The sequence below is a fragment of the Anaerobacillus sp. ABR4_321 genome, assembly GCF_056158505.1.
This window is the reverse complement of the sequence record NZ_JBSWTK010000001.1, coordinates 828,577-854,185: the sequence shown is the minus strand read 5'-3', so window position 1 is coordinate 854,185 and position 25,609 is coordinate 828,577. Positions and strand designations below refer to the sequence as shown.

At 42.7% G+C, this 25,609-nt stretch carries 30 protein-coding genes; 7 read left to right on the top strand and 23 right to left on the bottom strand.

Features of this window, described 5'->3' with window-relative positions; translation table 11 throughout:
- Window positions 1-253: 253 nt before the first annotated feature.
- Window positions 254-508, bottom strand: coding sequence for a DUF2164 domain-containing protein (locus ACXADT_RS04675; protein ID WP_474809962.1), 255 nt, complete (start codon window positions 506-508; stop codon window positions 254-256).
- Window positions 509-682: 174 nt separating this feature from the next.
- Window positions 683-1,210: a YwhD family protein gene (locus ACXADT_RS04670; RefSeq protein WP_270180424.1), complete on the bottom strand. Its 528-nt coding sequence runs from the start codon at window positions 1,208-1,210 to the stop codon at window positions 683-685.
- 187 nt (window positions 1,211-1,397) lie between these two features.
- On the opposite strand from ACXADT_RS04670, the gene ACXADT_RS04665 reads away from it, so the two are divergent.
- Both ACXADT_RS04665 and ACXADT_RS04660 read left to right on the top strand, forming a co-directional pair.
- Window positions 1,398-2,714, top strand: a complete 1,317-nt coding sequence (locus tag ACXADT_RS04665) for an NCS2 family permease (protein WP_270180425.1) — start codon at window positions 1,398-1,400, stop codon at window positions 2,712-2,714.
- 120 nt (window positions 2,715-2,834) lie between these two features.
- Window positions 2,835-4,046, top strand: a complete 1,212-nt coding sequence (locus ACXADT_RS04660) for an EAL and HDOD domain-containing protein (RefSeq protein ID WP_474833368.1) — start codon at window positions 2,835-2,837, stop codon at window positions 4,044-4,046.
- A gap of 32 nt (window positions 4,047-4,078) precedes the next feature.
- On the opposite strand, the gene ACXADT_RS04655 is transcribed toward ACXADT_RS04660, so the two are convergent.
- Window positions 4,079-5,110 (bottom strand): oxidoreductase, encoded by a 1,032-nt coding sequence (locus tag ACXADT_RS04655; RefSeq protein WP_474833366.1) that lies wholly within the window; start codon window positions 5,108-5,110, stop codon window positions 4,079-4,081.
- 167 nt (window positions 5,111-5,277) lie between these two features.
- On the opposite strand from ACXADT_RS04655, the gene ACXADT_RS04650 reads away from it, so the two are divergent.
- A complete protein-coding gene (locus tag ACXADT_RS04650; RefSeq protein ID WP_270180428.1) occupies window positions 5,278-5,712 on the top strand; it encodes a hypothetical protein in 435 nt (144 codons plus the stop codon).
- Between the two features lie 52 nt (window positions 5,713-5,764).
- On the opposite strand, the gene ACXADT_RS04645 is transcribed toward ACXADT_RS04650, so the two are convergent.
- The 4 genes from ACXADT_RS04645 to ACXADT_RS04630 form a co-directional block, all read right to left on the bottom strand.
- Window positions 5,765-6,268: a YwgA family protein gene (locus ACXADT_RS04645; protein ID WP_270180429.1), complete on the bottom strand. Its 504-nt coding sequence runs from the start codon at window positions 6,266-6,268 to the stop codon at window positions 5,765-5,767.
- A gap of 101 nt (window positions 6,269-6,369) precedes the next feature.
- The gene (locus ACXADT_RS04640; protein WP_270180430.1) at window positions 6,370-7,653 is read right to left on the bottom strand and encodes an HD domain-containing protein; all 1,284 of its coding nucleotides are present in this window, start codon (window positions 7,651-7,653) and stop codon (window positions 6,370-6,372) included.
- Window positions 7,654-7,792: 139 nt separating this feature from the next.
- The gene (locus tag ACXADT_RS04635; RefSeq protein WP_270180431.1) at window positions 7,793-9,034 is read right to left on the bottom strand and encodes a dicarboxylate/amino acid:cation symporter; all 1,242 of its coding nucleotides are present in this window, start codon (window positions 9,032-9,034) and stop codon (window positions 7,793-7,795) included.
- Window positions 9,035-9,328: 294 nt separating this feature from the next.
- Window positions 9,329-9,466 (bottom strand): zinc ribbon-containing protein, encoded by a 138-nt coding sequence (locus tag ACXADT_RS04630; RefSeq protein ID WP_270180432.1) that lies wholly within the window; start codon window positions 9,464-9,466, stop codon window positions 9,329-9,331.
- Window positions 9,467-9,634: 168 nt separating this feature from the next.
- Between ACXADT_RS04630 and lipL the strand changes: the two genes are divergently transcribed.
- Window positions 9,635-10,468, top strand: coding sequence for an octanoyl-[GcvH]:protein N-octanoyltransferase (lipL, locus tag ACXADT_RS04625; protein ID WP_270180433.1), 834 nt, complete (start codon window positions 9,635-9,637; stop codon window positions 10,466-10,468).
- Between the two features lie 215 nt (window positions 10,469-10,683).
- On the opposite strand, the gene pta is transcribed toward lipL, so the two are convergent.
- Window positions 10,684-11,658 carry a phosphate acetyltransferase gene (gene pta / locus ACXADT_RS04620; protein ID WP_270180434.1) on the bottom strand — a complete coding sequence of 325 codons (975 nt, stop codon included), beginning with the start codon at window positions 11,656-11,658 and terminating at the stop codon, window positions 10,684-10,686.
- 190 nt (window positions 11,659-11,848) lie between these two features.
- On the opposite strand from pta, the gene ACXADT_RS04615 reads away from it, so the two are divergent.
- From ACXADT_RS04615 to gerQ, 3 genes are all read left to right on the top strand, one after another.
- Window positions 11,849-12,946, top strand: a complete 1,098-nt coding sequence (locus ACXADT_RS04615; protein WP_474833365.1) for a S8 family peptidase — start codon at window positions 11,849-11,851, stop codon at window positions 12,944-12,946.
- Between the two features lie 240 nt (window positions 12,947-13,186).
- Window positions 13,187-13,933 (top strand): hydrogen peroxide-dependent heme synthase, encoded by a 747-nt coding sequence (gene hemQ, locus ACXADT_RS04610; protein ID WP_270180436.1) that lies wholly within the window; start codon window positions 13,187-13,189, stop codon window positions 13,931-13,933.
- Between the two features lie 340 nt (window positions 13,934-14,273).
- Window positions 14,274-14,759 carry a spore coat protein GerQ gene (gerQ, locus tag ACXADT_RS04605; protein WP_270180437.1) on the top strand — a complete coding sequence of 162 codons (486 nt, stop codon included), beginning with the start codon at window positions 14,274-14,276 and terminating at the stop codon, window positions 14,757-14,759.
- A 34-nt stretch (window positions 14,760-14,793) separates the two neighbouring features.
- Here the strand turns inward: gerQ and ACXADT_RS04600 are convergent, their stop codons facing one another.
- From ACXADT_RS04600 to ACXADT_RS04530, 15 genes are all read right to left on the bottom strand, one after another.
- Entirely contained in the window at window positions 14,794-15,162 is a 369-nt protein-coding gene (locus tag ACXADT_RS04600; RefSeq protein WP_270180438.1) for a DUF423 domain-containing protein, read from the bottom strand.
- 89 nt (window positions 15,163-15,251) lie between these two features.
- Window positions 15,252-15,503, bottom strand: a complete 252-nt coding sequence (locus ACXADT_RS04595; RefSeq protein WP_474833363.1) for a helix-turn-helix domain-containing protein — start codon at window positions 15,501-15,503, stop codon at window positions 15,252-15,254.
- A gap of 2 nt (window positions 15,504-15,505) precedes the next feature.
- Window positions 15,506-15,652: a YvrJ family protein gene (locus ACXADT_RS04590; RefSeq protein WP_270180440.1), complete on the bottom strand. Its 147-nt coding sequence runs from the start codon at window positions 15,650-15,652 to the stop codon at window positions 15,506-15,508.
- On the bottom strand, window positions 15,649-16,215 hold the full coding sequence (locus ACXADT_RS04585; RefSeq protein ID WP_474809941.1) for an RNA polymerase sigma factor: 567 nt from the start codon (window positions 16,213-16,215) through the stop codon (window positions 15,649-15,651). Before ACXADT_RS04585 ends, ACXADT_RS04590 begins: the two co-directional genes overlap by 4 nt.
- A gap of 156 nt (window positions 16,216-16,371) precedes the next feature.
- Window positions 16,372-16,809, bottom strand: a complete 438-nt coding sequence (locus ACXADT_RS04580; protein WP_474833362.1) for a YaaR family protein — start codon at window positions 16,807-16,809, stop codon at window positions 16,372-16,374.
- Window positions 16,806-17,273, bottom strand: a complete 468-nt coding sequence (locus tag ACXADT_RS04575) for a DUF6115 domain-containing protein (RefSeq protein ID WP_270180443.1) — start codon at window positions 17,271-17,273, stop codon at window positions 16,806-16,808. The genes ACXADT_RS04580 and ACXADT_RS04575 overlap by 4 nt, the downstream gene beginning before the upstream one ends.
- A gap of 14 nt (window positions 17,274-17,287) precedes the next feature.
- Window positions 17,288-18,073, bottom strand: coding sequence for a FliA/WhiG family RNA polymerase sigma factor (locus ACXADT_RS04570; RefSeq protein WP_474809937.1), 786 nt, complete (start codon window positions 18,071-18,073; stop codon window positions 17,288-17,290).
- Between the two features lie 25 nt (window positions 18,074-18,098).
- Window positions 18,099-18,962 (bottom strand): MinD/ParA family protein, encoded by an 864-nt coding sequence (locus ACXADT_RS04565; protein WP_474833360.1) that lies wholly within the window; start codon window positions 18,960-18,962, stop codon window positions 18,099-18,101.
- Entirely contained in the window at window positions 18,946-20,127 is a 1,182-nt protein-coding gene (flhF, locus tag ACXADT_RS04560) for a flagellar biosynthesis protein FlhF (RefSeq protein WP_474833359.1), read from the bottom strand. The genes ACXADT_RS04565 and flhF overlap by 17 nt, the downstream gene beginning before the upstream one ends.
- Window positions 20,124-22,160 (bottom strand): flagellar biosynthesis protein FlhA, encoded by a 2,037-nt coding sequence (flhA, locus tag ACXADT_RS04555; RefSeq protein WP_270180447.1) that lies wholly within the window; start codon window positions 22,158-22,160, stop codon window positions 20,124-20,126. The genes flhF and flhA overlap by 4 nt, the downstream gene beginning before the upstream one ends.
- A 2-nt stretch (window positions 22,161-22,162) precedes the next feature.
- Window positions 22,163-23,263, bottom strand: a complete 1,101-nt coding sequence (gene flhB / locus ACXADT_RS04550) for a flagellar biosynthesis protein FlhB (protein WP_270180448.1) — start codon at window positions 23,261-23,263, stop codon at window positions 22,163-22,165.
- A gap of 4 nt (window positions 23,264-23,267) precedes the next feature.
- Window positions 23,268-24,044 carry a flagellar biosynthetic protein FliR gene (fliR, locus tag ACXADT_RS04545; RefSeq protein WP_270180449.1) on the bottom strand — a complete coding sequence of 259 codons (777 nt, stop codon included), beginning with the start codon at window positions 24,042-24,044 and terminating at the stop codon, window positions 23,268-23,270.
- Between the two features lie 5 nt (window positions 24,045-24,049).
- Entirely contained in the window at window positions 24,050-24,319 is a 270-nt protein-coding gene (gene fliQ, locus ACXADT_RS04540; protein ID WP_270180450.1) for a flagellar biosynthesis protein FliQ, read from the bottom strand.
- A gap of 10 nt (window positions 24,320-24,329) precedes the next feature.
- Window positions 24,330-25,013, bottom strand: a complete 684-nt coding sequence (fliP, locus tag ACXADT_RS04535; RefSeq protein WP_474814700.1) for a flagellar type III secretion system pore protein FliP — start codon at window positions 25,011-25,013, stop codon at window positions 24,330-24,332.
- Entirely contained in the window at window positions 25,013-25,609 is a 597-nt protein-coding gene (locus ACXADT_RS04530) for a flagellar biosynthetic protein FliO (RefSeq protein ID WP_270180452.1), read from the bottom strand. The genes fliP and ACXADT_RS04530 overlap by 1 nt, the downstream gene beginning before the upstream one ends.

Genomic DNA, 25,609 nt, shown 5'->3' with positions numbered 1-25,609 from the left:
GTCGAGAACTTCTCGGCAGCTTAAGTTTGTCTTATATAGTTGAATTGAATAGAAAGGCCAATCCGATTTGGGTTCATTGCAAACTAGTAGGAGTGACTACCGCTTGACTACCGCGGAAGAACGGGCGACAGAGACCCCGGACCGGACCGCTTTTGTCCGGGAGGAGGCTCGGGCGCTCGTCCGCAGGAAAGCAAGCGGTAGTCATACTCCTACGGCAACGGGAGCACAGTAATATGATTTTTCAGGATTTTCCCTATCTCTTCACTTCTGGATCAGGCTTAATCAGTGAATCCAAATCTTGTTCGATGCTCATCCACTTCTGTTCTGTCATCGTAATCGCATCCTTTACGCCTGCGTTATAAAAGGATGGACCTAACTCAGACATAACAAAATGAAGAAAGTTCTCTGCAGCGAGCTCACCGATCTCTTCATCACGCTCATTATAAAAGTATGTTTGAATTCGCTCGATCAAGTCTTGTTTTTTCTCACGGGGAAACTGTTTCCACATGTCGACCACTCCTCTCACGTTTAAGAAAAGTATAACATCTCAATACAAAAGGACCCGGAGACATTTCTCCGGGCCCTTTTGTGTCCTAGCTATATGTGTTGTGTATCATAATTTTAATCCTACTTCATCGAAAGCTCAAGCGATTTCATAACTTTTTCAAAAAAAGGTCATAACTTACTTCTCAAGTGCCTCTTTCAACTCATCACTAGAGCGGTCGTAAACACCTTTATCGAAGTCGATCAAGTAGTTACGAAGCATTTCTCTAGATTTATCATCCATATTGTCGACGATGACCTTCCCTTTCATCGACTTATCCATGTTGTTCACGTGTTCAGGCATACTCTTCCATGCACGCTTCGCCTCTGCGTTCAAGAAGAACTCACATGCTCCGATCCCATGATAAAACGGGCCTTCCTCACCTCTTTGAAGCGTTACCCATACGATCCATGCCGTATGTCCATCAGGAACTTCTTCTTTCGTTTTGACGAGCTTTTTACGCTTTTCAAGTGCACTTCTTGCGTGCAGTGCACCTATATCTACATAAACCTCGTCCGTCGTAGGATCGACGATAACAGGGGATACGTTGTCTAAATTAATGGTTCCGACCCCATATCCTCCATGACCATCCGTAGAGTCACCACTCAAAATATTAAAGCCTGTTGAAGGCTTTTTCTTAGGCTTCTTTTCTTCATCTTTTGCCACGTTGAACGACCTCCTTTATTCATTATTCTCCGCTAACATTTTATCATATACACACTACAGTATTCATCCTGCAGCAATCGTGCCGATATAAAAAAGGAATTTAATAATTTTCCCTTGCTAAAAAATCTTTTTACGAATAATATAGAGATTGTGTTTAAAAATCGTTCGTATTTACAGGAGGTATTCCATGCTAAACTCCTTTTTCAAACTAAAAGAAAATGGAACAAGCGTTAAAACTGAATTATTAGCAGGTATCACCACATTCTTAACAATGGTGTATATCGTTATTGTAAATCCTATTATCCTTTCATCAGCTGGTGTGCCATTCGATACGGTGTTCATGGCAACCATCATCTCAGCTGTTGTCGGTACCCTTTGGATGGGTCTATTCGCGAACTACCCGATCGCAATCGCTCCAGGTATGGGCTTGAATGCTTACTTTGCCTTCTCCGTAGTAGGCAGCCAGCCCGGCGTATCGTATCAAGTAGCATTTGGAGCTGTTTTTATTGCAGGAATCCTATTCATTATTCTTTCACTAACCCCGTTTCGTGAAAAATTGATCGAAGCGATTCCTACGAACCTAAAGCTTGGTATTACTGCAGGTATCGGTTTGTTCATCGCGTTCATCGGATTACGCATGACAGGAATCATCGTTGCTGACAAAGAGAATCTCGTTACACTCGGTGATCTCCATTCTCCAGAAGTATTACTCGCACTCGGAGGGTTAATCATCACGCTTATTCTGATGGCCCGTAATATTCACGGTGCGTTATTCTTTGGAATGATCGCTACAGCGATCATCGCTATTTCGACAGGACAGCTTGAATTTAAAGAAGGGATCGTTGGATCACCTTCGTCTCCAGATCTATTTATTTTCGGAAGTCCGCTACAAGCATTTAAAGATATGATCGAGTACGGACTATATGCTGTTGTCTTCTCTTTCTTACTCGTTACGCTTTTCGATACTACTGGCACCATGGTAGGCGTCGCAGAGCAAGCTGGTTTGATGAAAGGGAAGAAAATGCCACGTGCACGTCAAGCGCTTCTCGCAGATTCAATCGGTACAACAGTTGGTGCTGTTTTCGGAACGAGCCCGACTAGTGCTTATATCGAATCATCTTCAGGCGTAGCATCTGGTGGTCGTACCGGCTTAACGTCTGTTGTGGTTGCAACCTTATTCATCGCCGCTGCTTTCTTCGGTCCACTAGTAGGTGCTGTTTCAGGACTTGCTGCGATTACTGCTCCAACCCTGATCATCGTCGGAAGCTTAATGATCAGTGCAGTTGGAAAGATTGAGTGGCATGAGTTCGATGAAGCATTTCCTGCTTTCTTAATCATCTTGACGATGCCATTAACATCAAGCATCGCGACAGGAATCGCACTTGGCTTCATCACGTATCCTGTTCTTAAATTAGTAAAAGGAAAAGGACGCGAGGTACACCCGCTTCTCTATCTGTTTGCCGTTCTCTTCTTCTACCAACTCGCATTTCTTCCGCATGCTTAATCACATGACCTGCTCTTCAGCAGGTCATTTTTTCATTTAATTAGCGTTCCAATTCCCTTGAAATTCCACTATAATATTTATTTAAGAGAATAGTAATAAATTTCCTGTTGGAGGTATAACGTGGACGTATTTATCGGGCGTCAGCCGATCTTAACAGTCGATAAGCAGCTTTTTGGTTACGAATTGCTGCACAGGACTGGAAATCTTAATTCGTTTGATGGCTTAGACGGTAATCAAGCAACAGCTGAAGTCATCTCCAATTCCTATTTGACGTTTGGATTAGATAAATTATCAGATCATAAAAAATGCTTCATCAATTTCACGAAAGAGTTGATTCTTGATGAAACACCACTCCTCTTCTCTCCTGACTCAATCATTATCGAGCTGCTTGAGGACATTGACATAACGGGAGATGTGATTGAGAAGTGTGAAAGCTTTAAAGCGAAAGGATACACCATCGCAATCGATGACTTCACTGATTTCGGAAATTACGAAAGCATTCTACATGTGATCGATATCATTAAAGTTGATTTCCTTGGAACATCAAAAGAAAAACGGATCGAGATCATGAATCGTTTTCGTCATCTTCCGATTCAGTTTCTAGCGGAAAAAGTGGAGACATTAGAAGAATTTGAAGAAGCCAAAGCGCTAGGATTCAGACTATTTCAAGGTTATTTCTTTAGCAAGCCTTCTATCCTTTCTACAAAAGATTTGAAACCAATGCCCCAGCTTTATATTCAGATGCTGGATGAAATCAACAAGCCTATGCCTGATATCCAGGCAGTCGCTACTCTTGCTGAAAAGGACGTCGCACTTTCTTATAAGTTGTTACGCTTGATCAATTCCCTCGGCCTTCAGGTAAAAGTCAGCAATGTTAGACAAGCAATCGTTCTATTGGGGCTAGCCGAAGTGAAAAAATGGATTCTGATCCTCATGTTTACAAAGGATTCTAATCAATCTACTGAAATTCTGCACCTGTCTCTTACGCGTGCAAAACTATCAGAGTTAGTAGCAAAGAAAGTAAACGTGAACCCGCACCAAGCCTCTCTCGTCGGAATGTTTTCGTTGCTCGATACGATCTTGCAGCGTCCGATGGAAGAAGTTCTGAATGATTTACCGATAGATGACACATTAAAAGAAACCTTAACGAACGATCGAGAGACGGTTTATCATCACATTTTAACTATGATTAAAGCTCTAGAACGGAACGACTGGCAAACGGTAGCCTCTTTCCTAAATGAGTTCAATCTAGCGAGTGAAGATCTTCAAAGTTCTTATATCGACGCTCTTAAATGGTCCGACTCTATCATTCAAGTAGCAGTGAAAGTTTAGAAAAAAAGAGATGGCTCCTTGAGCCATCTCTTCTACTTCCATTCAACCGTTCGATTGTTTTCACTACTCTCTAGCGCCAGCTCGATACATTTGATGACGTTCAGCGCTTCATGAGCCGTAACGGGTGCTGGTGCTTTCTCTTTGATCGATCGCACGATAGCTTCATAGTAATGGTGATAAGCTCCTTGAACAGTAGGAACTTTTTTCTCATTATCTCCTATAGTAAGCGTGCCATAACTCTGTTCAGAGTCTTCACCCCATCCAGACTCGCCTGGAATGTGACCTTTCTTTAGCGCATCTTCCTGCGGATCAATTCCCCACTTCACGTACGAACCTTCCATACCGTGTATTTGATAGCGCGGTCCGTGCTTGTGAACGAGTGAACCTCCATGCAGAATCACTCTCTTCTTCCCATACTTCAGTACGAGATGAAAATAGTCATCAGTCTTTGCGCCTTCACGCTGTGCGACGACGTCTGCCATCACGCTGTCAGGTTCTCCAAATAACGTAAGAGCTTGATCGATCAGGTGAGAACCTAAGTCAAAGAGGATACCCGAACCTTTCTTATCTTGTTCTCTCCAACGCTCGCGCACTTCGCTCCGAAAACGATCATAGTGAGCCTCATACGTAACTACCTCACCTAAAGCACCGTTTTCCAACAGTTTCTGTATCGTAAGAAAATCGTTATCAAAACGTCTATTATGATAAACGCTTAGTAGACATCCATACTGTTCTGCAGCATGGATGAGTTCTTCGCATTCTGAAACACTTACTGCAAAAGGCTTTTCAAGAACAACATGCTTTCCTGCGTTCAGTGCTTTCATCGCCATAGGATAATGAAATTCATTTGGTGTCGTAATGACCACAAGTTCGATTTCGTTATCATCAAGAACGTCTTCGATAACAGGTACAACCTCCGCATCAGGCAAGGTATGCTTTACCTTCTCAGGGTTTGAAGAAACTACCTTTGTGATATGCATGTCTTTTACAGCCTTCATCACCGGAGCGTGAAACGTTGCCCCTGAAAACCCGAAACCTACGATCGCACATTTTATTTGTTCCATGAAGAACACTCCTTTACTTCAATATGAGTCTTTTGAACCTTTTTTCGTAATTTACCTAAGCTCGACATAATTCTGCAATATCTTCTGCAATGGAGGGATTATACTAGTCTTCAATAGGGTATTTATTGTAATAGTTTCGAAATAATTGTAATAAAAGGTGGAGATCGATGATGAAAGAACGTTTAGTTTCACCAGTGACAATCGGGATAGGAATCGGTATTCTAGCCACTCTGATGTATGTACTGTTGTTAGAAGCCGGTAACTTTCAACATAGCGTGATGAGTGGCAGCATCGCTCTTATTCTTGTTCTTATCATTTTTTCAATTCTAGGTATTGCTTGGATGCCTTCTCTCATCGAACGAAGAGAATCATTAAGTCTTTCTGCCGGCATCACCTTTCATGTGCTATCATCCTTCTCGATCGTCTTTCTATTAGCAGAATCGATTCCTGGATTACAGCAGCTCATCCTTCCCTACCTAAGCACATTGATCTTTTCTCTCCTTATGATAGGGCTAATCATTCTGAACGGCTTTGTTCTAACGAAAATTAACTTCAGCAAGCTACAAACGAGTCTTTCAAAAAGAATTCCAATAAAAGGTTAGACAAAAAGGTGCCGAATCAACTTCGTGCACCTTTTTCTATTGAACTCTTATTCTATTGAAGCAAGCGATTAAGACTAGAGATAAACGTATATGCCTCTTCGATCTCATCACTCGAGTAGTTTTGCTTTCGTTTGATCGTCTGAATCTTATCGATCACTTCTTCTTTCGTAAGTTTATCGAAAAACAACACTGTCGAAACAAGCTCTAGAAAACGTGAGCTTTCTCCATTCATTCTACAAATACATTCATTTAAAGATGGAAAGTCATGGTTATAATGGCTCAGGAATTCAGTTCCTTGATCCGTTACGGAATACTTGTATTGATAATAGTTCCCTTTGCTTTCCTTCACTTCTCTGACGAGTCCAAGGTTGCATAGCTCTTCCACTCTGAGCGTCAATTCTTCGGAATAAGGTCCATAAAAGTGAAACTGATACTTCTCGTTAAATGGGAACTGTAGTTTTTTACAAATGTAGACGATTTTCTGAAGCTTTTTCCGTCCGATGACTTCTCCCGCTTCTTTTAATACAGTGATGACTTTCGCATGATCTTCTAGCAACCTGTACCCCTCCCCAATTTTCTTTTTACAGGTTGTCCAAAAAGCTTTCTTTATCTGATTTGGTTAGACCTGCAGACCATGCAGGTTTCTTTTTGAACAGGTTAATCTAATTGAAGCAATGACTTTATGCGACGAGTTACGTTCGTATCCCCCTTCAGGATTAAATCTGCGGGATAATAGAGCTTGTGATCTGTACGCTTCTTGCCTGAGATCGCTTCGACAACTTCGGATTCTCGAGAAAGTTCCCGAAGATCGCCACCTGGCTTAAGGAGATGGATTGGAAGCCTTTCTTCTTCTTCTCCAGGTCGATAGAAATCATATGGAAGATCTGAGGAAGAGTCTACTTCAAGGTAATAGTCTGGATCGATGCCAGCTTCTTTAAATGAATCGTATAGCTCTCTCCAATCGTTCATCTTCTCCATCGGATTGAATTCAACATACTTGAATAGCCTTCGATTCATAAATCGCTCGCAAAGATCGCTAAGAATCTCGTCCTCTTCCTCTTGCCACATTTGGAAATAAAACATCGCAACAGATTCATCAAGCTTAAGAAAATCTTCAAGACTGATATTCTCATTAAACAGTGAGTAGAAATGGATCGGTTCGTACTTAAAGGAGTAACCTTCGAGATAAAGTTTCTTTGCACGATGTAAGATCTTGCTTAAAATAACTTCCGCACTTCTTGTCACGGGGTGAAAATAAATTTGCCAATACATCTGATAACGACTCATGATGTAGTCCTCTACCGCATGCATCCCACTCTGTTTGATGACGATCTGATCATCACCAGGTCTCATGACGCGCAAGATACGCTCGATATCAAACTGACCATAGCTAACGCCTGTGAAGTAAGCATCACGCAATAAGTAATCCATTCGATCCGCATCGATCTGGCTTGAAATAAGGGAAACAACTAGTTTGTTGTCATGCGTTTTTGCAATCACGTCTGCAACTTCTTCAGGAAAACGATCGCTCACTTTCCGAAGGATGCGATTGATTTCCGTATCACCCAATATGACCATGCGGGTAAAGTCTTCGTGATCGAGTCCAAATACCTTTTCGAACGAATGAGAAAACGGGCCGTGTCCAACATCGTGAAGAAGCGCAGCACACATACTTAACAATCGATTTTCTTCGTTCCAACCGTCATATTGAGAGAAGATTTCGTTAATCCTCCTGACGATTTCATAAACACCGAGTGAATGACTGAAGCGACTATGTTCAGCTCCGTGAAACGTTAAATAGGTCGTCCCTAACTGTCTAACTCTGCGAAGACGTTGAAACTCCTTCGTTCCAATCAGCTCCCAGATTAAACGGTAGCGAACATGTATGTAGCGATGAACTGGATCTTTAAAAACTTTTTCTTCGTTTAATCGTTCGAGCACAGCGTTGGACTCCTTCCGTCAAATTCATCCCCTTATTATATCTCAAATTATACCAAAAAGAAACCTTCCACTACCCGTCAAAAAGACAGGTAATAGAAGGTTTTTGTAAGGAGAATATTCATCTGTTTACTGTTGTAGGTTATCCTTCAATCTCAGCAGCAGACGTTGTATTCCCATTCCTTTTTTCTTCTGATTTTGTTACATAGAGAGCACAAGCCGCATCACCGGTAATATTAACCGCTGTACGCGTCATATCGAGCAATCGATCGACGGCAAGAATCAAGCCGATCGGCTCAACCGGGAGACCAACTTGGTTTAGAACCATCGCAAGCATGATAAGTCCTACACCAGGAACACCGGCTGTCCCAATACTTGCGAGAGTAGCAGTGACAACGACGATGATGAGCTGTGTGAAGGTTAGCTCAACACCCGTGATCTGCGCGATAAAAACAGTCGCAACACCCTGCATGATTGCAGTTCCATCCATATTGATGGTTGCCCCTAGGGGCTGAACAAAACTACTGATTTGTTTTGGAATCTTCAAGTTTTCCTGAGCAGTTTTCATAGAAACAGGAAGTGTACCACTACTAGATGAGGTACTGAATGCAACTGCCATTGCTGGTGAAAAAGCTTTATAGAATTTAAGCGGATTCTCTTTACCCAGCAAGTAAATCGCACTACTGTATGTGACGAGTGCATGTATAAACAGTCCAGCCAGTACGACGATAAAGTACATACCCATGGATTGAAGTGCTTCTTTACCTTGACCACCGACAGCAGAGGCGATCAAAGCGAACGCTCCATATGGAGCAGTTTCCATAATGATTTTAACAAGATACATCATCACATCGTTACCTTGTTCCATAAGGTCTCGCAATGCTTTCGTTTTGTCACCGAGTACCGCAAGCGCAAAACCGATGAAGATCGCGAAGGCTATGATTTGAAGCATGTTCCCTTCTGTCAACGCCTGAACAGGATTCGTCGGGATGATATTAAGAATCGTATCCATTACAGGAGGTGCTTCTTCTGCTTTAAAATCACTTTGACCAGTGAATGAACCTTCCACACCAGGCTTGATTAAATAAGCAAGTGCCATAGCGATCGAAATAGCGATCGTCGTCGTGATTAGGAAAAACCCTACTGTCTTTCCTCCCATACGACCAAGTTTCTTAGGATCACTGATTCCTGCTGTACCTACTACGATCGAGAAGAACACGATCGGCACAACTAGCATCTTAATTAAGTTTAAAAAGATCTGTCCTACAGGACCAAGAAAATACTTATCTACGGGTCCAAACGCATCTGGTGCAAACAAGTTAAAGATGACACCAACTAAAATACCCAATACTAAACCGGCGATAATCTTAACCGTTAGCTTCATGGACATTACCCCTTTCGTGAATGGTTTATATGCAAGTCATTCGTTTGCTGTCTTGTTTTTATGAAAGCACTTCCACATTGTGATATTGTTCGCTTTGCTTGCTCTCTTTCTCGCTAACTAGTAAACACACAAACATTATTATAGCATTTTCACTAATTCTCGCAAAATTATATTTACTTAGTTAGTTTACAATTCCCCTGTTAAATAAAGGTTTTATAGCTAAAAAACCTTTAAAACTAAGAAGAAAGTACGAGATAAATTTCCCGTACTTTCCAATGTTGAGGTGCTATGCTTTTATGCCGCATTAAAGGTATTATTACCACAACTTGGACAAGGTGGTAACTGATCACTCTCTTTCTCGATCGTCATTTCTTGACCACAGTTCGTACATTTATATGTACCTTCACCGGGTCTATCGGTCGCACGTGGCATCCCTTCACCTCCCATATTTATCTAGTATGTATATTCCACAAGTTTTACTATGTTAAAACATCATAATATGTCATCTCCCGGGAAATATTGTCGCAATCTGTATTCTGAATGCTAGTATTTCTCGTGCTATAATAGCTAAAGATGATTTGTAACAGAAAGGAAATAGCTATGGCGAATGACTCAGTACTATATCAGCCAGAATGGCGAATAATAGATCAATCTACTCTTGGACCGTCTTTCGATGCACTTCAATCGTTTGCAATGGATGATACGCTCTGCAACTCAACAGGTAGCGGGGATTCTTCACCAGTCATGCGATCCTGGGTACACCATGATACGGTTGTCCTTGGCATACAAGACACACGACTTCCTTACATCGAACGTGGAATCGCGTACTTAAAACAACAAGGATACAAGGTCATTGTTAGAAATTCAGGCGGACTTGCAGTTGTACTAGATAGTGGTGTTTTGAACCTGTCTCTTGTTTTTGCAGAAAAAGAGCAGCAGGTTGGAATCGACAAAGGATATGAATCGATGGTCGATTTTGTACAGGAAATCCTTTCACCATATGGGGTTAATGTTGAAGATCGTGAGATTGTAGGCTCTTATTGCCCGGGCCGCTACGATTTGAGTATAGGCGGGCAGAAGTTTGCAGGAATTTCCCAAAGACGCCTTCGAGGAGGCGTTGCGGTTCAAGTTTATCTCTGTGTAGATGGAAGTGGGTCAGAGCGGGCAGCTTTGATCAAGGAATTTTACGAACGCTCCCTCGGTGGCGAAGAAACGAAGTTCACGTATCCACGTATCGTTCCGGAGACGATGGCATCGTTGAGTGAATTGACGGGAGAAAGTTTGGCGGTAAGTGACCTGATGATGGGAACGCTTAAAACGCTGAATAAATACGCAGGGACTTTGACGACTCAACACCTTTCGATTCCAGAGTTATCCCTTTACGATTACAACTACCAGCGTGTGTTTACAAGAAATGAGAAAGCACTTTACTAATATTAGAGAAAAAGCACCCGAACTTCGTTTCGGGTGCTTTTAATATGACGTGAGATTAGTGGTATATCCGCGATTATGGAGATTTATCCGCGATTTTTTAATTATATCCGCTAAATCTAACCCTATATCCGCGAAAACGAGAATATATCCGCGAAACTACCCTTTCATCCCTAAAAAAAGACTGCCGATCGAGTGTCGACAGTCTTCAACGAACCTTATAACGTTTGCATTGCTGTGATCAAAGCAAGCTTGTATACATCTTCTTCACTACAGCCGCGAGAAAGGTCATTTACAGGCTTGTTAAGACCTTGTAGAACTGGACCTACTGCTTCGAATCCGCCAAGGCGTTGAACCATTTTGTATCCGATGTTTCCTGCTTCGAGGCCTGGGAATACAAACACATTCGCTTGCCCTTCTAGCGGGGATTCAGGTGCTTTTTTCTTTGCTACTTCAGGGACGAATGCAGCGTCGAATTGGAATTCACCATCGATAACAAGCTCAGGTGCTTTTTCTTTCGCAATCTTTGTAGCTTCCATGACTTTTTCTGTTTCAGGGGAAACAGCAGAACCTTTTGTTGAGAAGCTAAGCATCGCAACTTTTGGATCGATCCCAAACATTTTCGCAGTTTCAGCACTAGAAACAGCGATTTCAGCAAGGTCGTTGCTATCAGGAGCAATGTTGATCGCACAGTCTGCGAACACGTACTTCTGATCGTCCTTCACCATAACAAAAGCGCCTGATGTCTTCTTGATTCCTTCTTTTGTCTTGATGATTTGAAGTGCAGGACGGACCGTGTCACCAGTCGAGTGTGCAGCTCCACTTACAAGGCCATCAGCTTTTCCTGTATGAACAAGCATCGTACCAAAGTAGTTCACATCGAGAAGAATCTCTTGTGCTTGTTCAGCTGTTGCTTTTCCTTTACGGCGTTCTACGAACGATTCAACAAGTGCGTCCATGTCTGAATAGTTTGCAGGATCAATAATTTGTAGATCTTCATGAAGAGCAACGTTTAAAGATGACGCTTTGTCCTTTACTGCTGCTTCTCCACCGACAACGATTGGTTTTAGGATGCCATCTTGAGCGAGACGATTTGCCGCAACAAGAACTCTTTCATCTGTTCCTTCTGGAAACACGATCGTCGGTTGGCCGTTTCTTACCGTATCTTTCATGCTTGTAAAAAGATCACTCATTGTATTCACCTCATTAATTTGATTTCCAATCCCTACGATACTCTTTTTTCCCTAAAAACAAAAATAAATCCGTAGTTGTAAACCCTTCCATTTAAAAGTTCTACTTTTCTGACTAATGAGCCGTTCCAAGAAACTCCTACATTGAGTAATATACTATAGAAATTGCTAGATATAGGAGGTGGCATAAAGAATGAACTACTTACCTAATCGTTTAATGGTGAGCTTCATTCCCACTCTTTCTCGAAATAGGATTCTTGAAATTTTTGATATGCTCAACACTCCTATTATTGATGAAATTCAAGAATTCAACACATACACCATTTCAACTGAACCTCATTTACTCAATATCATTGCTAAGCGCCTATCAAACTTCTATGGTGTAAAGCATGTAGACTATGATGGAATTATGGAAGCACAGCTTATTCCAAACGACCCTCTTTTTAAGTACCAGTGGGGAGCCTTGAAGATAAATTCAACTAGGGCGTGGAATGTGACGCGAGGTTCTACACTTGTTAAAATCGCCATTTTAGATACTGGTATCAACACAAGACACCCGGACATTTATGGAAAAGTAATTTTAAGCAAAAACTTTACGCTTTCCCCTACATCTCAGGATTTAAACGGACATGGAACACATATTGCTGGTATCGCGGCTGCCATGACAAGAAATGATGTTGGTATCGCTGGTATCGGGATAAACCCTAAAATTATGAACGTAAAAGTATTGGATGATAATGGACAAGGAAGCTTCAGTGACGTGGCTCGAGGAATCGTCTATGCTGTAAACAATTGTGCAAACGTAATTAATTTAAGTTGCGGAAGTGTTACGTCAAGTACCGTTATTCAAAACGCCGTTCAGTATGCACAGGATAAGGGGGTTCTTTTAATAGCCTCAGCCGGAAACGCTGCTGCAAACCAACTTTTTTACCCTGCAGCATATCCTCAGTGTATTAGTGTTGCTGCATTAGAACGAAACGATACGATCGCTCCTTTTTCTAATTTTGGTGCCCCATGGGTTGATCTCGCAGCACCTGGGGTTAGCATCTTATCTACTTTACCTACTCGAGAAAATAAAACTGGACAAACTGATTACGGATACCTTTCTGGTACATCTCAAGCAACAGCATTTGTAAGTGGGCTCGCTGCTCTTATGCTCTCTCTTAACCCAAATCCCAACATTGTGAGAAATAAGTTGAAAGCAACGACTGTCAAGATCGATGGTACTGGAACGCTTTATCAAAACGGTAGGATCAACGCGTATATTGCCCTATTACATGTTCAGGAATAGAATGTGCACATATCTTACGACCACAAAAAGCGCCAACTCTTCTATAAAAGAGTGGTAAAGTCAGCATATCAAATTCTCTTTGGAGACTGGTTTGCTGTCTTTTTTCCTTTTTCATCAAATCTGGAACATTCTTTATGACAGATAGATCGTTCCACGCCTCAATCGCTTTCAAACAAGCAGAACTATTGGTATAGTAGAGGGTGGAGATTGATTGGATAATTATTAAGGAGTGGATCATATATGAACCAAGCAGCAGTAACTCTTGACGGCTGGTATTGCCTGCATGATTTCCGTTTGATGGATTGGACTGCATGGAAGCAGCTATCTAGCGAAGAACGTGACAACGCAATGAATGAATTCTATTCTTTCCTTGAAAAATGGGAAGCTACAGCGAATTACAAAGAAGGAAGTCATGCGCTTTATTCCATCGTGGGACAAAAAGCAGACTTTATGTTGATGCTCCTTCGCCCAACAATGGAAGAACTAAATGAAATCGAGAATGCGTTCAATAAAACAACACTCGCTGAATATACAATCCCTGCTTATTCTTATGTATCTGTTGTAGAGCTCAGTAACTACATGGCTGGCAAAGACAGTGACCCTGAGAATGACCCTCGTATCCAAGCACGTTTGAAGCCAGAGCTATCTGAAGCACCTTATGTTTGCTTCTACCCTATGAATAAAAAGCGTGAGGGTAACGATAACTGGTACATGCTATCAATGGAAGAGCGTCGTGAAATGATGCGCAGTCATGGACTCATCGGTCGAAGCTATGCTGGTAAGGTTAAGCAAATCATCACAGGATCAGTCGGTTTTGATGACTGGGAGTGGGGCGTTACCCTATTCGCTGATGATGTTCTTCAGTTTAAAAAGCTTGTGTATGAAATGAGATTCGACGAAGTGAGCGCACGTTTCGGCGAATTCGGGAGCTTCTTTGTTGGAACTCATCTGCCGAAAGAACGCCTGCCTCAATTCTTATACGTTTAACTAATATGAGCCAACGAAAACAGCTGTTTTCGTTGGCTTTTTTATGTGCAATTCCCGTTTATAAAAAGGCATATCATCCATTATCGAACATACAATGAGTTACGAAGGGTCATGGCATTTTCCTTTATCTTGAAGCAGCGAAATGGATGGGCGGCTTGCTCGAAGCGTCCCATGCCACTCGGCAAGTCATGCACTGTGGTTCTTTAAGCCTTCAGGAACTTGCCCTATTGTACGATCAACTGATTTCAGGAAGGTTTAAAGCTCACTGCTTTTATCAACCTACCGAAAGTGAGTGCTCAGAAGTTTACTATGGCTAGGAGAACGCTTAAGGAGGGTTACGATGAAAAATAAGCTCTGGAACAACGGTGGCGGCGGCTATGGACAGATGCCGCAGCAAGGACAAAATGGAATGGGGCAGATGGGTCAAATGGGACAGATGGGGCAACAAGGCCAGGGGCAGATGGGGCAGCAATCTTTTCCATCAGGATACCCGACGCAGGGCCAAGGGCAAGTACAGGGCGCAATGCAAGGGCAAGGATTTCCAGCTCAATTGGCAGTCGAGCAATCGTATATAGAAAACATTCTCAGGTTAAACCTTGGAAAAGTCGCGACGATCTACATGACGTTTGAGAACAACGAAAAATGGAATGCGAAAGTATTTAAAGGGATCGTGGAGGCAGCTGGGAGAGATCATATTATTATTTCTGATCCTCAGACTGGAAAACGCTATATCCTGTTGATGGTTTATCTTGACTATATTACGTTTGATGAAGAACTTGAATATAACTACCCTGTTCAACAAATGACCTCATATTCTCCAAGATAAATCAAAAAACGGCCTGAATGCTCAGGCCGTTTTTTTATAACTTTAATGCAGCAACTGCAAGAAGAATCCAAGCAGTGATGAATGCGAGACCTCCAAGAGGAGTGATCGCACCAAGAATTTTAATTCCACTCAAGCTCAACACATAAAGGCTACCTGAGAAGAGGATGATCCCTGCAAACATGAGCCATCCAGCCCAGTTGATGAGCCCCGTTGATTGAAGCTTGTCTGCAACAACGGCAATGCCGATCAAACCAAGAGCATGATACATGTGATACTGAACACCTGTTTTGAACGTCTCTAACATTCTTTCTGACAATCGTCCTTCTAATCCATGAGCGCCAAAAGCGCCAAGACCAACTGCTAGGCAAGCGTTGATCGCACCGATGATCAAGAAAAGTTTCATGAGTAACCCTCCGTATTGTTTCATTCCATCTTCATCATAGCTAAAAGCGATTCATGCCACAACGTTTTTCATAAATGTTCATACATCATTCACTCCTCGCGCTTATCTTTTTCTAATTTCATCGCAAACTCCTCAAAGTCAGGTACATCATCCACCTTGTATTTCCCCACTGCTTCGCACACCTTCACGAACAGCTCCTGGCGCAGGTCGTCTCTCGCTCCAAACGACGTCTGTCTTAATTCTGATTGTATCTTTTTCTCAAATGTTTGTAGGATGTGGGAGAGTGCTTCCTCATCCTGCTTCTTAGCACGTTGTAAAAGATTATATAATCTGCTTTCCATAATTATCCCTTCTTATCAGATTCCTGCTCTGCAATCACGTTCGATAAATTTTCAACTTTTCTCTCGAGTCTAATGAGTAGATACAGTGATACAACGATTGGAAAACCTAAGTCACCGATCATCGTATTAATAATGTTTGTGATATTCATCGGATTCCCTCCTTCACGACTTCTCTTAATTTCTGCAGAGCACGTTTTCTGCGTCGGCTTACGGCCTGTTGAGAAACCCCTGAATCATTCGCTATCTCTGTGTCTGTTGCACCTTCACGATAGTAAAGGGTCAACACTTCTTTCTGCTTCGTAGTGAGTCTCTTGTACGCTCGGAACAGTGAATAGGACAGGAACTGCTGCTCAACTTCGTTTGAAGTATAGATCGGTGCACCTGCCATGAGATCGACCCAAGAATCTCCACTTTCCTTAATGGGTTGATCAAGCGTGAGCGGATACCTCATGCTGTTTAATCTACGTTTTCTGTCATAGTTTATCGCCGTATAATGGACTAAACGTGATACATATGCAATGAAACGAATTTCGGCGTAAAACATGTGAAAAAGTTGATTCAGTCGATTTAGTGCTTCGTTATCATTATCGTTAATCACATCGAGATAACATCTCCAGCTTTCTTCATCTTGAATAAATGACCGGAAAAGGGGGTTTTTCATGAGCTCTCCATGAGCACCCTTTATCATAGAATATGGACACTTTTGCTTCATCCTCACCTCTCCCTTCTCTTTTGTGTAGGATAGAAAGTATCCTTTCTTGCAAAAATCACAACCACGAATTCGAACGTATGTTCTTATTTTAATTATAAAAAAACTCATGTGTTCGCACATGAGCAAATACTTCCTATTTTTTCTAGTATAAACGACCTAGAGCATTAAATCTACCAACAGACCTTTTACTTCTCCTACGAGTGATAACACGTGCACACCTGACTTTTCTTTTTGTAGTATTTCTTCTTGAAGATCGACTAACTTCTGCTCAACTGTCTCGACGAGCTTATATGTTCTGTTTCGCCCTCTGTGGTCCATGCTGTTCTTTTCAGATAGTGACAAGCCCTGACCAACTGCTTCTTCAAGGAAGTGCTTCACTAACCGTTTGTATGCCGTTAGGTTTTGGAGTGTTTTTTCTTTTCCTAGTACCTTGCCTTGTTCTTCAATCTGATGAAACAGCCGCTGAAGTGCAGAGCCTTTCAACTCTTTTGCTGCTTCATTCATCACACCGTTGAACGGGTTAGGTGAAGATGATTTCATCGTATCTTTCTTAAGTGAATCGAGCATCACTTGAGTTGATTGCTGTATTTTCATAGCTGTTGAGACCTTCCGTGTATATTGACGATCAGTTCGACTTCCCCAATACCGCAGTTCAAGAACTTTGCAATTTCTGTCATCGTAAAGCCTTCTTTGTATAGCTTGAGTGCTTGCTGCTTTCGATCGTTCCTCACTGAAGGGTGCTGAAGCACAGCCGCTGGCTTCTGATATGGCTGGTTTTCTTTCGGCTGCTGCGCCGGTACGCTTTCCTGAGGTGCAGCTTTCGACTGCTCAAGTACTCGAAGGCGCAAATCGATTTGCCCCTCTCGTTTTTCAACGAGTGTTTTCACTCGATCGATCAATTGATCGTTTTCTTCCTCGAGCTGTTCGATGTACGACTGCATACTCGACCTGACTTCTTCTTTTAAATTTGAACCTTTGGACTGCTTAAGGAATAAGAGAACGATACACAAAAAGCTAACGAGATGTAGTGCTATGCTGATAAAGATGAAGATTACCATTGTATTCACTCCGATTACATGGATTGTACATGTTCTTTATTCGCTCGAAGGGCACCTTTCATTCGTAGCAACGCTTTTGAATGAAGCTGAGAGACTCGACTTGTAGAAAGCTTTAAAATTTTCGCGATTTCTGTTAGAGTCAGCTCCTCAAAATATACGAGCGAGATTACTAGTTTTTCTTTTTCAGGTAGTCGATCGATCGTTTCGGTCAGAATTTCTTTAATAAAATGCTCATGAATATGCTTTTCAGGTGAATCTGCACGTTCATTCTCGATCACGTTGTACCGTTCGATCTGCTGTTGATCTTCTTCATATACAGGTTCGTCAACTGAAATCATAATCGAAAGAGAGGCGTCCTGTATCGTTTGTTGCACTTCTACTACCGACATCCCGAGGTGCTTTGCGACTTGCTCATCTGTGCAAGATTTTTGGTTCTCTTGCTCCAATAGCGCATACGCTTCTTCGATCTTACGTGCTTTATCTCTCACAGAACGTGGTACCCAGTCGTTTTGCCTTAACCCATCGATGATCGCACCTTTTATCCGCCAGTTTGCATATGTCTCAAATTTAAGATCGCGCTCTAGTTCAAATTTGTCGATCGCGTCGAGTAGGCCATTATAAGCAAAACTACTGATATCATCATGATGGACAGAGGATGGAAGTGCAGCCATATACCGTTTAACAGCATAATCCACAAGTGGTCGATAGAATGACACAAGATAGTTACCAGCTGCTTCATTTCGCTCGTTCTTCCATGCCTTCCAATATTCAATTGTCTGTTCGTCCATTTTGGATTTCATGGGATTCACCACCAATGTCTTCCATTTATTTATGAAACAACGTCTTCATAAGGAACCCTTTCACGCCTAACTTATATTGTGTAGGAAGGTCAAGGTACGTCCTTGCGATCTGATTAACTGCTTCTGAGGCTTTCGAACGTGGGTATTGCAACAAGTATGGCGTTTGTGCCATAACGGCTTTTCTTACTGCATCATCATCTGGAATGTAGCCAAGCACCTCGATCGGCTTGTTAAGAAGCTGTTTAGAAGCTCGTAAAAAGTTTGCCGATGCCTGTTCTCCTTCAAACTCGTTGATCGTACGGTTGACGATGAGCTTGATCGGTAGTTGATCATTCTTCATATGCAAGGCCTTCAGCACTGCATAGGCATCCGTGATTGAAGGCGGTTCTGGGTTAAGAACGATAAAGATGTCATCGGCTGCCTGAAGAAACCTCATGCTTTCCTGGGTAAGGCCTGCGCCCGTGTCCAAAATGATGTAGTCGACTTTACCTTGTAGACTACTAAATTCATGAAAAAAGTGGTGAAGCTGATCCTCACTCATCGAAAACACCCGTCCGATTCCATTACCCCCAGCGATGTAGGTTAGTCCGTTGACCCCAGTTTCAAGAACTTCTTCGAGTGGAAGTTTTTCTTCAAGCATCGAGATCAATGTTCCTTTTGGCGTCACGCCCATCAATACGTCAACATTCGCCATGCCTACATCAAGATCCAGAATCATTACTTTTTTATCGAGTGCTTCCATACTTAACGCTAAGTTCAAACAAATATTAGATTTGCCCACCCCGCCCTTACCGCTCGATACTGCGATCACTTTTGTCTTCCGATCGCGAGGAGTAGACTGAGTCTGACTAGTAACCTTCTCTCGTAGTTTGTTAGCTTGATCTGCCATACATCTTTTCCTCCATCACTAGATCAACAAGTGTTCCTTCTGTGGTCTTCAACATATCATCAGGCACGTTCTGTCCATTCGTAATGAGTGTGACTGGCAGCTTGTAATCTTCCATCAAGTTAAAGATCGGGCCTCTTGCCCTCGTTTCATCCATTTTCGTTAAGATGACTTCCGTTACACCCACGCTCTGAAAATTATCTGTGATCACTTTTAAATCGTTGTATCTGTGCGTCAAACTGAGAACGAGACTAATCGCGATATCATTACTCGATACAAGCTCCTCAAGCTGGGAAATATACTTATACTGCTGATAGTTCCGTCCCGCTGTATCCATTAAGATGGTGTCACACTCAGAGAGCTTTCTGATTGCAAGAGCAAGGTCATCAGGTGATTGAACGACTTCTAAAGGAATCCCTAGAATATCAGCATACGTTCGCAGCTGATCGACCGCCGCTATACGGTACGTATCAGATGTGATCAAGCCAACTGACTTATGTTCATTTAAAATAATATCTCCCGCAAGTTTTGCGATCGTCGTCGTTTTTCCTACACCTGTCGGACCAACAAAGCAGCGAATTTTCTTAGAGGAAGTTGTCATATCAGGGTATTCTTGTGTACGTTTTTGAAGCCCTTGTTTCATCCAGGTGAATGCATCTTCTTTTGAAAACCCTGGAGAAAGTTTCGCTTTCATGAGTAAATCTGCCATAACCGAGGAACGGATCGACTTTGAGAATTCATGGTCTTCGAGAAAGGCGTTAACAGGCTTCAGATGCACCGGTAACCTTTCTGTTTCCATCATCTGCATCATCATTTCCTTCATGGACTTTAGTTCACCCATCACATGGTGATCGTCCTCTTTCACGGGTTCGGGCTTTGGTTCTTGTCGTACCTCTTGAAGAGGCTCTTTGAAAGGTTCAGGTACTTGCTGTTCTCTTCGCTTTTTCTCTGATTCGAGCAGCGTCTGAAACTCGTCCTTTTTTTCTTTTTCTGCCTTATCTTCATCTAGTACAGCGAGGACTTCTAGTTTCGTCTTCTGAAAAAATCCGAGAAAGCCCCCTACTTTTATCTTCTTCGTATTTAAAATGACTGCGTCTTTCCCAAGATCCTTTCGAATCATAGGCATAGCTTCTCTCAAATGGTTAACGGTATATCGTTTAATTTTCATGGCAGATTGATCACCCCTACACTCTGAACTTCAACATCAGGTTCTAATTCGCTGTAAGATAGAATGGTTAAGTCAGGCATATATCGCTCAAGAAATTGTCTTAAATACATTCGAATAGCAGGAGAAGTTAATAAGATCGGCTGAATGCCAGATTGCTGCAGGCGGTTTACTTGCTGCAATACTTCCTGGTAAATAGCCTGAGACGTTTCAGGATCAAGTGCTAGGTAGCTGCCTTGATCAGATTGCTGCACAGATTCTGCAAATCGCTTTTCAAGTCTAGCACCAGCAGTTAGTACTTTTACCGCTTCACCAGGGGCTGCGATTTGAGCCGTGATCTGCCTTGATAACGCCTGTCTCGCGTATTCGGCTAACACGTCGGTGTCTTTTGTTCGAATACCATTATCAGCAAGTGATTCTAGTATCATATCGAGTGACCTGATCGACACTTTTTCTTTTAGTAACCTCATCAAAACTTTTTGAACATCACCGATCGTAAGCACATTTGGGATGAGCTCTTCTAACACAGCGGGTGACGTTTCTTTAACGTTATCTAAGAGATTCTTCACTTCTTGTCGACTCAGCAGTTCGTGCGCATGCTTTTTGATCACTTCAGTTAAATGGGTCGATACGACCGATGGCGGATCCACGATGGTATAACCGGAAAGCTCAGCGCGATCCTTCATCTCTTCAGTCACCCAGAGAGCAGGTAGCCCAAAGGCTGGTTCCACCGTTTCGATTCCCGTAATCGTTTCATCTTCCACGCCACTGCTCATCGCAAGATACTGGTTTAGCAAAAGCTCACCACCAGCAACACGGTTTCCTTTGATCTTGACCACATATTCATTCGGCTGCAGCTGAATGTTGTCTCGAATGCGGATAACCGGTACAACGATTCCTAATTCAAGTGCGATCTGTCGACGAATCATGATGACACGGTCAAGCAAATCTCCGCCTTGCTTTTGATCTGCGAGTGGAATTAAGCCATAGCCGAATTCAAACTCAATCGGATCAACATGCAGAAGTCCTGTCACACTCTCTGGACTCTTCATTTCTTCCGCTTCTTCTTCACCTGCGGCGGTCTCTACTTCCTCAGCGGTTTGGTCGAGATTTCGTTGCATCAACCAGCCTGAGTAGATTAGCAACCCTGCGATCGGAAAGGTTAACAGCGGATTGATCGGCGTCGCGATTCCAAGGAGTGCCACTACGGCACCAACGATGTACAACAACTTTGGATATGCAAAGATCTGCCCAGTAATATCCGTTCCAAGGTTGCCATCAGAAGCAGCACGAGTAACGACGATCCCGGTAGCTGTCGAAATTAAGAGTGCTGGTATTTGACTGACGAGGCCGTCACCTATCGATAGAAGTGTAAACGTCGCCGCCGCATCTCCAACCGCCATTCCGTGAACAACCATCCCGATGATAAGTCCACCGATGATATTGATGAGCGTGATGACGATACCTGCGATGGCATCTCCTTTTACGAATTTACTAGCACCATCCATCGCACCATAAAAGTCTGCCTCTCGTTCGATCTTTTGACGACGTTCACGGGCTTCACGGTCTGAAATCATTCCTGCATTTAAATCTGCATCGATACTCATTTGTTTACCTGGCATCGCATCTAGCGTAAAACGTGCTGCTACTTCAGCCACACGTTCGGACCCCTTCGTTATGACAATAAATTGAATGATAACAAGAATAAGGAAAACAAGGAGCCCTATTACAACACTTCCTCCAACCACGAATGATCCAAACGTTTCAATGACCTGTCCACCCGTTTTGTTTGTCAAAATCGATCGGGTAGTGGAGACGTTAAGGCCTAGCCTGAAAAGGGTTGTAAGCAACAGTAAAGAGGGGAAGATCGAAAACTGCAATGCCTCTTTCGTATTCATCGCGACAAGAATGATCGTCAGTGCCAGACTGATGTTCATCATGATTAAGAAATCCAGCAATAGTGGAGGAAACGGAATAACCATCATGATCACGATCATGATGACTGATACGAGTACGGCATAATCCTTTAATTTCATGGTTAGTTTCCTCCTCCCGGATAGCCTTTGATACTGTAAACATAAGCGAGCACCTCAGCCACTGCTTTAAACAAATCCTCAGGCACACCTTCACCAATATCCACTTGGTGATAAAGCGCGCGTGCTAAGGGAACATTTTCAGACATCACGATGTCATGTTCTTTCGCTGATTCTTTAATTTTTTGAGCTACGTAATCCATCCCTTTCGCAACGACGGTCGGTACGTCCATTTCGTTCGGGTCATACCTAAGCGCAACTGCAAAGTGTGTTGGATTCGTAATCACCACATCCGCTTTTGGAATTTCTGAAATCATACGATTCATCCCAAGCTCACGCTGCTTTTCTTTGATGCGTGATTTGATGAGTGGGTCACCCTCACTCTTTTTATGTTCATCCTTAATGTCTTGCTTTGACATACGGATGTTTTTTTCAAAGTCATATTTTTGATAGACGTAATCAAGGATCGATAGAAACAACATGAGAATCGCTACCGCTAATCCTGTTTGAACGATCAATGAACCAATTAACTCAAGGGCATCCCCCATCGAAATCTGGGAGATCACCATCATCTCTTCTCGTTTCCTCCATAAGACGATGAACGTGACGGCTGAGATGAATGTTATTTTAATTAACGATTTTAAAAGTTCGACTAGTGTACGAGCCGAGAAAATCCTTTTCGCTCCCTTTATAGGGTTGATTCTCTCAAGCTTTGCTTTTAGTGGGTCTGTTGCGACTAGAAAGCCTACTTGCATGTAGTTTCCGATCACTCCCATAACGAGTGAGATGCCCATCAATGGCGCTGCAATAATCGCTGCTTGCCAAACGTTCTCTTTCATCAAGAGGTCGAGGTTCTTTTCTGTGAGTTCCCATTCTGGAATTCTCATGATGTTTCCCTTGATCATCGTTTGAAGTCCCTCTACCATCCACCCGCCTATAAACGACATGAATAAGAACACGCCGATCATCATCAAAGCAGATGGAATCTCTGCACTTCTTGCAACCTGCCCCTTCTTCCGAGAATCCTGCTTCTTCTGAGGGGTCGCTTTTTCTGTCTTTTCTTGAGAAAAGAACTGTAGATTCATTTTCAAACGGTATGTACCCATCGCATTAACCACCCAGAATTTGAATAAGCTGGCCCATCGTATCGATCATGTCTCTAAACACTCCTCTTAATAAAAAGAAAAAGGTCGGAATTGTGACTAGGATCAACACAAACCCTACAAAGATCTTCAGGGGAAGGCCGACAACAAAGATGTTCACTTGAGGAACTGCTCTCGCTAATAGACCAAGAGCAACATCGACTAGAAATAACGATGCGACGATCGGCAGCGCCAGCTGAAATGCTGAGAAGAACATCCCTGAAAAGACTTCTGCTATAAATCTAGCAAGCGAATCACTCTCTGCCTGTCCAAGGAGCGATTCGGCTGGAAGAAGTTCATAGCTTTTAACGAGGCCATCGAGCATCATATGATGACCATCGACAGAAACGAGAAAAAGCAGCGCGAGCATGTACTTGAAGTTCCCTATGATCGGCACCTGAGTACGCGTTTGGGGATCGATTACATTCGCCATAACAAAGCCCATCTGAAAATCAATAAATGCCCCAGCAACTTGGACCGTGTACAAGATAAGGGTTGCGATAAAGCCGAGAGACAGGCCGATAAATAACTCTTTTATGATCAATAGTATGAATGCGAGATCTAGCGTCATGCTCTCAACTGAACCGATGCCCGCCGTTACTAACAGTGCGATAAAAAATCCAAGGCTTACTTTGAACCGTGCCGGAACGCTTCGGGTTGAAAAAACCGGGGCAACGATGAAGAAGGAGGTCGCCCTCATGAATACGAGTAAAAACAATGGCAGGGCGTTTATGACACTTTCCATTTACCTTACCCGATGAACCTATAGAGGTTTTGATAGAGATTCGTTGTATAATCTAGCATCATCGTTAACATCCACGGTCCAAAGAGAACGATGGTCAGCAGTACCGCAATGATCTTCGGTATGAATGCGAGCGTCTGCTCTTGTATTTGAGTCATTGCTTGAAATACGCTGACGATCAAACCGACACCGAGTGCGATGAGCAGTAGCGGTGCAGATATAATGATGACCGTGTACACAGCGTCTTCAGCAATCGAAATAACCAAATCCGGTGACATGTCGTCCTCCTCAGAAGCTTAATAAAAGTGACTCGACAACTAAATACCAGCCATCGACGAGTACAAAAAGCAAAATTTTGAATGGTAAAGAAATCATAACGGGTGGTAACATCATCATCCCCATCGCCATCAGCGTGGACGCGACGACCATATCGATAATAAGAAAAGGAATAAAAATAACAAAACCTATTTGAAAAGCTGTCTTTAATTCCGATATAGCAAAGGCAGGGACAAGTGCGGTCAATCTGATGTCTTCGACCGACTCCGGTTTTTCTAGATCTGCATACTTATAAAAGAGCGCTAAATCTTTTTCACGCGTATGTTCTGCCATAAATCTTTTGATCGGCATCTCAGCAGCATCTAGCGCCTCTTCCTGCCCAATTTCTTCGTTCATATAAGGTTGCAGGGCTTCTGCATTGATTTCTGACAGAACAGGCGACATGACGAAAAATGTCAGGAACAACGCAAGACCAATCAACACCTGGTTTGGCGGCATCGATTGCGTAGCGAGCGCAGATCTAACAAACGAAAGGACGACTACGATTCTAGTAAAGCAGGTCATGAGCACAAGAATTGCGGGGGCGATCGAAAGCACAGTCAGCAACAGGACGAGCTGAACGGTTACTGATACGTCTTCAGGTGCACTCGACCCAAAATCAAGGCCAGGGATCGATAAACCGATAACGAAATCCATCATAGTCGATCTCTCTTATCAGGATCGTGATCTTCCATATCCCGCTCCCATTTCGTTCGTTTTGAACGTTGACGGTTCAAACTGGATTGAAACAAATCCTTCAAGTCTTCTGACTGCTTTCGATTTAGAAAAGGAACGGTTTTCTGTTCTTCAGCATGAGCCATGATGACGTTCATTTCTTCTTCATCCTTAATTTCTTTTAATAGATTGATATTCTCCCCAACACCGAGCATATAGAGTGAGTTTCCTGCTTTTATCATTTGAACTGACTTGTTGTTCCCAAGCGGGGAGCCCCCTACCGGTGTGAAAATGGAATGTTGCTGCATTTTTTGCTGTCGCTTCGCTAGAAAGCGAATAAGAAGGTAGATCAGTCCAACGACAACAACCGTGTAGAAAACGAGTTTTATCAAGAGAACAAAGATATTTGTGTCCTTGGATTCTACTTTCGGAGGCGTTTCGCTTTCCTGCTCTTCAGCTGGCTTTTCTCCATCTTCATTAAGCCAATCGGTAACGCTGCCGTTAACCGCTTCTACGTGTGGAGTCATAACAAAAAAGCTAAGCACGAGTGCCATGATGACTACGTAACGCTGTTTCAC

What these genes read in the sequence shown, in the direction of transcription:
- ACXADT_RS04675 (WP_474809962.1), bottom strand. Translation starts at nt 508, where the DNA reads ATGTGGAAACAGTTTCCCCGTGAGAAAAAACAAGACTTGATCGAGCGA.
- ACXADT_RS04665 (WP_270180425.1), top strand. Translation starts at nt 1,398, where the DNA reads ATGCTAAACTCCTTTTTCAAACTAAAAGAAAATGGAACAAGCGTTAAA.
- ACXADT_RS04655 (WP_474833366.1), bottom strand. Translation starts at nt 5,110, where the DNA reads ATGGAACAAATAAAATGTGCGATCGTAGGTTTCGGGTTTTCAGGGGCA.
- ACXADT_RS04650 (WP_270180428.1), top strand. Translation starts at nt 5,278, where the DNA reads ATGATGAAAGAACGTTTAGTTTCACCAGTGACAATCGGGATAGGAATC.
- ACXADT_RS04635 (WP_270180431.1), bottom strand. Translation starts at nt 9,034, where the DNA reads ATGAAGCTAACGGTTAAGATTATCGCCGGTTTAGTATTGGGTATTTTA.
- ACXADT_RS04630 (WP_270180432.1), bottom strand. Translation starts at nt 9,466, where the DNA reads ATGCCACGTGCGACCGATAGACCCGGTGAAGGTACATATAAATGTACG.
- lipL (WP_270180433.1), top strand. Translation starts at nt 9,635, where the DNA reads ATGGCGAATGACTCAGTACTATATCAGCCAGAATGGCGAATAATAGAT.
- pta (WP_270180434.1), bottom strand. Translation starts at nt 11,658, where the DNA reads ATGAGTGATCTTTTTACAAGCATGAAAGATACGGTAAGAAACGGCCAA.
- ACXADT_RS04615 (WP_474833365.1), top strand. Translation starts at nt 11,849, where the DNA reads ATGAACTACTTACCTAATCGTTTAATGGTGAGCTTCATTCCCACTCTT.
- hemQ (WP_270180436.1), top strand. Translation starts at nt 13,187, where the DNA reads ATGAACCAAGCAGCAGTAACTCTTGACGGCTGGTATTGCCTGCATGAT.
- gerQ (WP_270180437.1), top strand. Translation starts at nt 14,274, where the DNA reads ATGAAAAATAAGCTCTGGAACAACGGTGGCGGCGGCTATGGACAGATG.
- ACXADT_RS04600 (WP_270180438.1), bottom strand. Translation starts at nt 15,162, where the DNA reads ATGAAACTTTTCTTGATCATCGGTGCGATCAACGCTTGCCTAGCAGTT.
- ACXADT_RS04595 (WP_474833363.1), bottom strand. Translation starts at nt 15,503, where the DNA reads ATGGAAAGCAGATTATATAATCTTTTACAACGTGCTAAGAAGCAGGAT.
- ACXADT_RS04590 (WP_270180440.1), bottom strand. Translation starts at nt 15,652, where the DNA reads ATGAATATCACAAACATTATTAATACGATGATCGGTGACTTAGGTTTT.
- ACXADT_RS04585 (WP_474809941.1), bottom strand. Translation starts at nt 16,215, where the DNA reads ATGAAGCAAAAGTGTCCATATTCTATGATAAAGGGTGCTCATGGAGAG.
- ACXADT_RS04580 (WP_474833362.1), bottom strand. Translation starts at nt 16,809, where the DNA reads ATGAAAATACAGCAATCAACTCAAGTGATGCTCGATTCACTTAAGAAA.
- ACXADT_RS04575 (WP_270180443.1), bottom strand. Translation starts at nt 17,273, where the DNA reads ATGGTAATCTTCATCTTTATCAGCATAGCACTACATCTCGTTAGCTTT.
- ACXADT_RS04570 (WP_474809937.1), bottom strand. Translation starts at nt 18,073, where the DNA reads ATGAAATCCAAAATGGACGAACAGACAATTGAATATTGGAAGGCATGG.
- ACXADT_RS04565 (WP_474833360.1), bottom strand. Translation starts at nt 18,962, where the DNA reads ATGGCAGATCAAGCTAACAAACTACGAGAGAAGGTTACTAGTCAGACT.
- flhF (WP_474833359.1), bottom strand. Translation starts at nt 20,127, where the DNA reads ATGAAAATTAAACGATATACCGTTAACCATTTGAGAGAAGCTATGCCT.
- flhA (WP_270180447.1), bottom strand. Translation starts at nt 22,160, where the DNA reads ATGAAATTAAAGGATTATGCCGTACTCGTATCAGTCATCATGATCGTG.
- flhB (WP_270180448.1), bottom strand. Translation starts at nt 23,263, where the DNA reads ATGGGTACATACCGTTTGAAAATGAATCTACAGTTCTTTTCTCAAGAA.
- fliR (WP_270180449.1), bottom strand. Translation starts at nt 24,044, where the DNA reads ATGGAAAGTGTCATAAACGCCCTGCCATTGTTTTTACTCGTATTCATG.
- fliQ (WP_270180450.1), bottom strand. Translation starts at nt 24,319, where the DNA reads ATGTCACCGGATTTGGTTATTTCGATTGCTGAAGACGCTGTGTACACG.
- fliP (WP_474814700.1), bottom strand. Translation starts at nt 25,013, where the DNA reads ATGGATTTCGTTATCGGTTTATCGATCCCTGGCCTTGATTTTGGGTCG.